An 8,038-nucleotide genomic window follows, 5' to 3' on the forward strand; every position below is an offset into this window, starting at 1 on the left:
GCTCTTCCGATCTAGAAGTGGCTCTATTACGCGCTACCTGTGATCAATACTCAATGAGCGGAAGAGAACAGGGCTATCGAATGTCCTCGGTGGGCTGCTTTGCAATTACGCCAAGTTCAAATTGATGCTATTACTTCTGTCCAGACAGTAAATAGCAGCTCAATGAAAAAGCAGAGATACCCGAGGCTCTCAGGAATAGTTTACAGCCGTGAACCAAATGGAACAAGCTTACTTTTGCCCCATTGTGCGCTAGCGTAAAAACTCATTCACATCCTGTTGTTGTACATTTTCCATACCAAAAGTTATCCTAATCGCACTATGACGTTGCAGTATCTTCGATTGAGATTACTTCCTAGACGACATGCTCTGGATTCATTTCACTGGCTGTATTGCAGATAGCGGCGCATAGCTCTGTAAGAGCTTTTGTGGCTTCTTGAAAGTTAGCTTCGTAGTCCAAAGAATGTTGATTCAATTGTTGTTGCTTGTTTTTTTCTTGTCGATCCTTTGCATCAACATACCTAGGGTCGTTTGGTTCCAATTTTTCCCCATTTTCAGAAAAAGTACAGGTGATCTTAAATTGAGGATTTTCTATTTTTTTGAATCTTTCCAATGCTTTACTCATATTTCGCCATGCAGAACAGAAAGAATTAAACTCGTCCTTGATCTCTGGAAGGTACATTTGCTGGATAGACATCATTTTGAACAATTGTAGTCGGATAGATTGCGGAGTATCGATTGCGGCATCAATTGTTCTAGGGAGACTAGAAGTATAAATATCAAGAACTTCAACAGTCACCTCTAGCATCTCCTCCAGCTTGACTTGCTTCTTTTGATGCCACTGCTGTTTCTCCCAGAAATTATGTGTAATTTCATCAATTGCAATTTTTTGAGCACGTTGCTGAGTTATAACGGTTTGGATGTTTTCTTGAATGACGTCGATTTTTGCTTTTTCTACCGTTTTAGTGATGACTTCTTGAATTAATTGTTCTGTTGACAGTGAGTCTTTACGTGCCCGAGTGTCAGCTAGTTTTTTAGTGTAGGCTAGAAAAAAACCAACAGCTAGACCAACGATGCCAGTAATGAAATCCATAACGGAAAATGTAGTAGAAAGTGGCTCTATCATGGAAAAATCAACCTGTCTTTATGAAGTGAGTTTCAACTTAAAAGCTATCAGTACTGAGGTGCTAACTCTATAAAATCATAGGGCTTTTGTGACAGAAAGTGCTTCTTTTCTGGTGTCTAGCTGTCGGTAAGAGATGAACCAAAGGCTTTCGAGAAAAAACTGAGCACTGAATACTTATAGGCAGAAAAGCTATCCGCTGAATAGCAACCGACTTGCTGGGCACATTTGTATCTTTTTTTGCCAAAACCCAGCTTATCCGAAGGGCTTGAATTAAAGTGATTATTCTAAGTCGTTCCTGTCCAAAAACGATTTACAGAGGCTCTGGTGATCACTGTGATCCCCACGGGATTCGGTCGTTAGCTACTTAAACGGCCAGCTCTTGTTTTCGCTGACCAATATTGCAATTTTTCTTCTTAATTGTTATGTACTCAACCAAAACTGACTACTATTAATAATATTGTGAATCAGAGTAGTGTTGAAGTATGTATCGAGCGTTTCTTCTTTTAGCGTGGGCTGCGACTTTCTTTTCTTGTGCTGCACAATCCCAGTATCGCATCATTACTGAAGACTTCCGGCCATTTGCCTATCCGACTGAAAATGGAAAGGTAGATGGTATGGCTTTTGAAATCGTTGATTGGCTTTTAGAGGATTTAAATATTGATTCTGAGATTGAGGTCTTACCTTGGAGCCGAGGAATGAGTTTAACTCAGTCAAAAGAAAACCATGTCCTCTTTTCGGTCGCACGTACTAAAGAAAGAGAGAAATGGTTTAAGTGGGTTGGGCCTTTCTACTCAGACAAAGTATCCCTTTATCAGCTAAATGGACAACCGCCTCGTGATAAGGAAAGTATTAAAGAAAACGACGTTGTGGTGGTCTCTAAAGGGTATCCAGAAGAGCAGATTTTACGAGATGAAGGGTATCAGAACATTGTTCTATCAGATAACAGCGGGTTTGCACTTCAAATGCTCATAAAGCGTCGAGGGGACTATTTTCCTATTGGTCACGCTGCCTTACCTTGCCTATTATCAAAAAACAATTTAGCAGCAACAACGCTGCGCGCGACCGATGTCGTTTTACTTACTTCACATTTATATCTTGCTATGTCACCCAACACGAGCAATGAAGAAGTGGCGCGATGGCAGCGAGCTCTCGACGACATTAAACGCACGGAACGTTACCAAGATATTATCGAGAACCACGCTCGGCACTGCCAATAGGTATTGGTATGTAAGCATGGTAGGGAGGTTGTTGGATTTGAACCGATTCGGCAGCTATCGAGAGGATCTTTCTTCTTGCTGCAGTGAATGGGCTTAGGGCTAATTTAATTCAATTTAATTCAATTTAATTCAATCTAATTCAATGATACCTAATCCCAAGAAACTCCGGTGGTATCTTGGCCGTTTCCTAAGAACACACCATCGACTTTAGACGCAGCGTGTTCATGAATAACCTTGGGTCGGTCATATTATTTAGCATTGACTGTGTTGGCAAACAATCGTCATCAACATAGTCGACATAATCCGCAGCCGAATCAAAAATTAAAATGTCTAAGGCCAAACGATCCAATCCATACCGTCCTCTGTGGATCATATCCGCTGAAAACATCAATAAATCTCCCGCTGCTAACGTGATCTGTTTACCGCCGGATATACTATCACTGCTGACTTTGCCATTCACTTCTTGGCGAACATTGTATTCTTCTTCATTGTCCCATCGCTTATGTGTTCCGGGTATGATTTCCATACCGGGCTCATCAAATAGGGGAACGCGAAGGTGGAGCACTTGTGTGCCAAGTATGACGTTCATTTGGTCTTCAATGTCATAGTCATATTGACAATCGCGATGCCAGAAGTCTTTTAGCTTCGGATTGACAGGGTTGAAGAACAGTTGAGTATTCATAAACGCTGGATTGTCTGGTATCACCGCATCGACCACATCCATGACTTTTTTTGAGCTGATGAAATCAAAGAGTGCTGCTCTATCGTCGACGGGTAAATATTCGCTTCCCGTAATCAAAGACGAATTAAACGCTTCTTCTTGATAGAACTCCTGGTTGTCTGCTTTCCATAATTCATGGAATTTCAATATCACCTGTCGAAGCGATGAAATTTGAGCGTCATCGAAATAATTTCTGATAACGAAGTAACCCTGTTCGTCGTAACGGCTACTCAATTGTTGGCTATTTTCTACCACTGACTACCTTCATACTCACTATGCCTTCTACCGGCCACTGATTTTCTAGGCGCATGATGCCAGACGGGTGTTATTCAGCCAAGTAACGAATGAGCCCTCGTCATTTTACAAAACGATCTTTGAATCTATAAGCGTTGATTGTAATCTAAAGAAAAACGAGTGTTTTGGGGCCTCATACCCGCACAAACCCATACACGAGTTCAACACGTTATAAGGCTGGTAATGGAATGACGAAAGCGAAAATGATCATCATTGAAGACGATTTGAAACTGCAGCAAATGCTGAAAGACTATTTTGTCACGCAAGATTTCGATGTCACCACGTTAGATAATGGCAATGACGCTGCACACACCATCCTCTCTCAACAACCTGATATCGTGCTATTGGATTTAATGCTTCCTGTAACCGATGGGCTGACAATCTGCCGACAGACGCGGGCTCTCTATAGCGGTAAGATCTTAATGCTAACCGCCAGCGATGATGATTTTGACCACGTTGCGGGATTAGAAACGGGAGCTGATGACTATGTCACGAAGCCAATCAAACCCAGAGTTCTGCTGGCAAGAGTACGCTCGTTATTGCGCCGTCAGGAGTCTAACAGCCTGCTTGTCGACGATTCAGAACACCTGAAGTTTGACCAACTTGTACTGAAAAACACCTACAAAAAATGCGAGCTTGCAGGCAACGTTTTAGCACTGACTGATAGTGAATTTGACCTCCTGTGGTTGTTAGCGAACCACCCCGATGCACCACTATCTCGGGATTACCTAACGCAAACACTGCGCGGCATTGAATACGACGGTATCGACCGAACCATCGATAACAAGATCGTGCGATTAAGAAAATTGCTCGGCGACGATAAAACCCCAGCAGAAAAAATCCAGACCATTCGCGGCAAAGGTTACCTGTTTGTTTCAACCGCGTGGTGCTAACACGTTCAAAATGAGCGTAATGACAGAGAGTAATTATGCGACGTATTTATTTGGAATCCTTGTTGGGTTTACTGGTTTGCTTTATGACAGGTATTGTCGCTTATGAGGTCTTCGTTTTTCAGCTCACGACAGATTATGATTATGTACTAGAAGACTATGAAGCCGTCGCTCATCAGCAGCTAATAGAAAATATTGCTAAACATCAAGGTATTGATGCTGCGCATCAGGCTATGAGACAGTTTGTTGACACGTCTAAGATGACATTGACCATTTTAGGACATAACGATGAAATCCCCGCGGTGGTCACAAACTATTTCACCGCTCGTCCTGAAAGTGCAATATTTCACGACGAGGAGCGTGAATTGTGGTTCCGTTTGGCTGAAAGTGACAATGTTTACCACTACGTGATCAATTACGACGCGCCAGTTAGACAAAAAGTGGAGCTAGAAGAAAATCTCATCTGGTTGTTTTTCCTATTAAGTTTCCTCGTCTACGGGCTAGGGCATCTTCTTATCATATTCCGAAGAGTCAAAAAACTTGAAACCGCTACACTGCGCTTTGCAGAAGGGGATCTCTCTTCACGAGCCGAAACCTCGAGCAACCTTGCTATTGGTTCGCTCAACCGATCGTTTAACCTCATGGCCCACAGAATCAATCGCCTTATTGAAAGTAATCGATCACTCACTAATGCTGTCGCGCATGAATTGCGTACGCCGATTTTTCGTATTCAATGGCAAGCTGAAATGTTAAAAGACACACCGCTCACTAAAGAGCAAAAAATGACCGTTGATAGCATCGTTGAAGATACAGAAGAGATGGAACAAATGGTCGATGAGCTTTTATATTATGCCAAGCTAGACAGTAGTCAGTTAGACGTGCTTCAAGAACCCGTGGAGATAAGAAGCTTCCTAGATATAGCCCTCGTCCGATGGAACAAAGAAACCGATCTCAACATTCATTTATTGTTGCCAGATCAACCTAAATCAATACAGGCCGATGCCAAGTTACTCAACCGAGCACTCGACAACCTAGTACGTAACGCTTTTAAATATGCGCGGACTCAAGTGCTATTAGAGGCGACAGCGCATCACCATGAACTGCGTATCAAGATTCACGATGATGGCGATGGTATTGCTGTAGAGCATCACTCTCACCTATTCGACCCTTTTTACGTGGGTGACAAAGCTCGTAACAAAGCCAAAAGTGGCCATGGGCTAGGGCTATCTATCGTCAAGAAAATCTGCGAACAACATGATGCCACTATTGAGGTTGGGCAAAGCAAAACACTCAAGGGCGCTCTGTTTACAATGACCTTCCCTCTTTGTCAGGATTCGGCTGACAAAGCCATACAGTAAAGACGAAACGACTCTGGAATACTACTCATTAACGGTCGAAAGATATTGCAAGGCGCGGTATCTAAACCCTATTCATTGAAAGGTATTTTATGAAAAAGTTATTGTGTATTTTAGGTGTTATGTCACTAGCAGGTTGTTCAGGGATTACTCATAATGATGAAGTTTATACCGCACATGCTGAAAGCTTTAATATCGTAGGGTTGCAGATTCCAGGTAATACTCAAGACCGCGCAATGGACTTAGTTCCTGAAGGCGCGACCGTTGAAACCATTCGAGCGACTGATTCTGATACTGATTCTGCGTTGGGTATCATCAATCGCATCATCGGTATTGATTATGTTCAAGTTGGCGGTAAAAAGCAGTAAGTCATCAAAGCGTTTCTACACCCGTAGACATGAATGCTGAACCGCTTAAAACATTGTCGAAATCATTTCACTGCCTGTGAAAAATTCAACAACCGATGTTAGCAACCTAACATCGGTTTTTTTGTGTCTGAGACTGATGATTGCACAAAGTAGCACATTTATCACCAGCTTGTGCGGCGTTTCAAGCTAACCATCATGGGCGACTCGTCTCTGCCCCAAATCTGAATTCAAATAATCACCTAGCATTTTTATTTCCTGATAGTAATGATGGATACATGCAATTAACCAATCATTAACATTTATCAATGTAAATGCATGCCATTTGAAGCTCATTCATAAATGTGAGACAGGAAAAGGTGAGATTTGAGTTGTTGATGATTGCCCCGATTCTCGTTGGATATACCGACAAATCGACTAAAAAGATGTGGGTTATCATGATGATTGACTCTGAAAGGCGGAAGGTTTCTGTTACGGAAACCTGAATGGAAAAGTAAAGTTTGAACCTGAGGGGATAATTGTAAGTAATTTGTATCTCATATGTGATGAATGCGATCAATGTAACAAAAGTGTATGTATTGAAATAAGAAAATGGATGAAACTACGCGATTACTGTTCTTAAACTCGTTCGCTTAATACACGATAATAAAAGCATTGAGAGGGTATTCTCTGTGATTAATGATGCTTATCAAGCCATAGATAAAACAAAGCCATGCACTACACGCATCCACGGCGCATTTGCACGCTCAGTGCCGACTAAGAAATGGTTTCGCTGGAAAGGGATAGAGTTACGCCTCGTTTTAGCGTTCGCGATACTCTCGATGACCACGATTTTTCTTTCTGTTTTTTCATCATCGACGTTTAATGAATTGAATCAGCAGCTGATAACACTCAAAAAAAGTGAGATTCCAGCCCTAGATCATGCGTCTCGCCTGAATGATATGGTGAGGGTGATCATCACCACCTCCTCTCAGCTCAGCGAGGCAGATTCGAGTTTAGAACGTAAACATGCGATGCAAGAAATACAAGATGCTATTCTCGTGATGGATAGTATTATGCTGAATTTTCCAGACTATCACGCCTATTTTAAAGACCTTATCGCGCAAGTTAACAACAGTCTTAGTTTGCTTTATCAGAGTGAAATCGAATCAAACGCGCTGAACAGAGAGTTATGGGGTTTGCTTGAGGGCTTTTATCCTTTATTGCAGCAAGCAAGCTATTCGCTTGACCGTTTGCCAGCCAAAAGCAAAGAGAAGATCCAGTACATTCAACTGAGATCACTGCTTTATTACCAACTTGGCTTAGTCGAGAAATTGTATAACGACTCCAGTTTCAATGAATTGGATTACACCAGCAATCGTCTTGAGCAAATCGGCGAACAGTGGTGGACACTGTGGGTGAGTGGTGATTTAAGAAGTAAATTTCCAGAACTCGATCGCCAGTTAGCGATTATTTACAACCTGGCTTCGAGCACTAGCCGTTTGTATGTACTTAAAAACAAAGCGTTAGATCATCGTTATCAAGAGCAATATTTCCTTCAAAATAGTCGAGAACACCTAAACCAGTTGACCGTCCAGATTGAACGTAATACGAACAAGGTCAATGGCAATATTGACCAGTCTATTCAACAGGCACAACTGTCTCTTCAATCAAATCAACGGCTCTCTCTATTTCTTTCTTTATTTAGTGTGCTCGCGGCGGCGGCTATCTCATGGTTTTATGTTCGTAAAAGTATTCTAGAACGTCTATTACAGTTGCAAGATAACATGTTCGCGATCTCGACAGGTCATCTGGATACTGAAGTGTCGATACGCGGAAAAGATGAAGTCACTCAGATGGCGAAGTACCTAAAGGTTTTCCAAACAACCGCCAAAGCCGTTAAACAAACCAATCGCAAGTTAGAAGCCGAAGTAGAAGAGCGCACCATCGCGGAGGCCAAATTGCGAGTGACACAAGACGAGTTGATCCAAGCGGGGAAACTTGCAGCGTTGGGTCAACTCAGCGTGGGTATTACTCATGAGATTAATCAGCCGCTGACAGCCGTCAATAGTCACGTTCAGATCGGAAGAGCGG

General features: G+C 42.3%; 7 protein-coding genes. 5 read left to right on the forward strand and 2 right to left on the reverse strand.

Translation table 11 applies throughout. From position 1 onward, the window contains the following. Positions 1 to 352: 352 nt before the first annotated feature. Positions 353 to 1,123: a hypothetical protein gene (locus ACP45E_RS13000; protein WP_141707329.1), complete on the reverse strand. Its 771-nt coding sequence runs from the start codon at positions 1,121 to 1,123 to the stop codon at positions 353 to 355. 482 nt (positions 1,124 to 1,605) lie between these two features. Here ACP45E_RS13000 and ACP45E_RS13005 point away from each other — a divergent pair, with 482 nt between their 5' ends. Continuing rightward, entirely contained in the window at positions 1,606 to 2,340 is a 735-nt protein-coding gene (locus ACP45E_RS13005) for a substrate-binding periplasmic protein (RefSeq protein WP_241824308.1), read from the forward strand. 187 nt (positions 2,341 to 2,527) lie between these two features. Here ACP45E_RS13005 and ACP45E_RS13010 read toward each other — a convergent pair whose 3' ends face one another. Then, positions 2,528 to 3,316 carry a phytanoyl-CoA dioxygenase family protein gene (locus tag ACP45E_RS13010; RefSeq protein ID WP_017037007.1) on the reverse strand — a complete coding sequence of 263 codons (789 nt, stop codon included), beginning with the start codon at positions 3,314 to 3,316 and terminating at the stop codon, positions 2,528 to 2,530. A 227-nt stretch (positions 3,317 to 3,543) separates the two neighbouring features. On the opposite strand from ACP45E_RS13010, the gene ACP45E_RS13015 reads away from it, so the two are divergent. The 4 genes from ACP45E_RS13015 to ACP45E_RS13030 form a co-directional block, all read left to right on the forward strand. Further along, positions 3,544 to 4,248: a response regulator gene (locus tag ACP45E_RS13015; RefSeq protein ID WP_017037006.1), complete on the forward strand. Its 705-nt coding sequence runs from the start codon at positions 3,544 to 3,546 to the stop codon at positions 4,246 to 4,248. A gap of 35 nt (positions 4,249 to 4,283) precedes the next feature. Then, positions 4,284 to 5,603: a sensor histidine kinase gene (locus tag ACP45E_RS13020; protein ID WP_017035252.1), complete on the forward strand. Its 1,320-nt coding sequence runs from the start codon at positions 4,284 to 4,286 to the stop codon at positions 5,601 to 5,603. 89 nt (positions 5,604 to 5,692) lie between these two features. Then, complete coding sequence (locus ACP45E_RS13025) at positions 5,693 to 5,968, forward strand: hypothetical protein (RefSeq protein ID WP_017035253.1); 276 nt, start codon at positions 5,693 to 5,695, stop codon at positions 5,966 to 5,968. 692 nt (positions 5,969 to 6,660) lie between these two features. Then, positions 6,661 to 8,038, forward strand: a 1,378-nt coding sequence (locus tag ACP45E_RS13030) for a two-component sensor histidine kinase (RefSeq protein WP_241824309.1), incomplete at its 3' end; no start/stop codon positions are given.

The sequence above is a fragment of the Vibrio genomosp. F10 str. 9ZD137 genome (assembly GCF_049974785.1).
Lineage (GTDB): Bacteria > Pseudomonadota > Gammaproteobacteria > Enterobacterales > Vibrionaceae > Vibrio.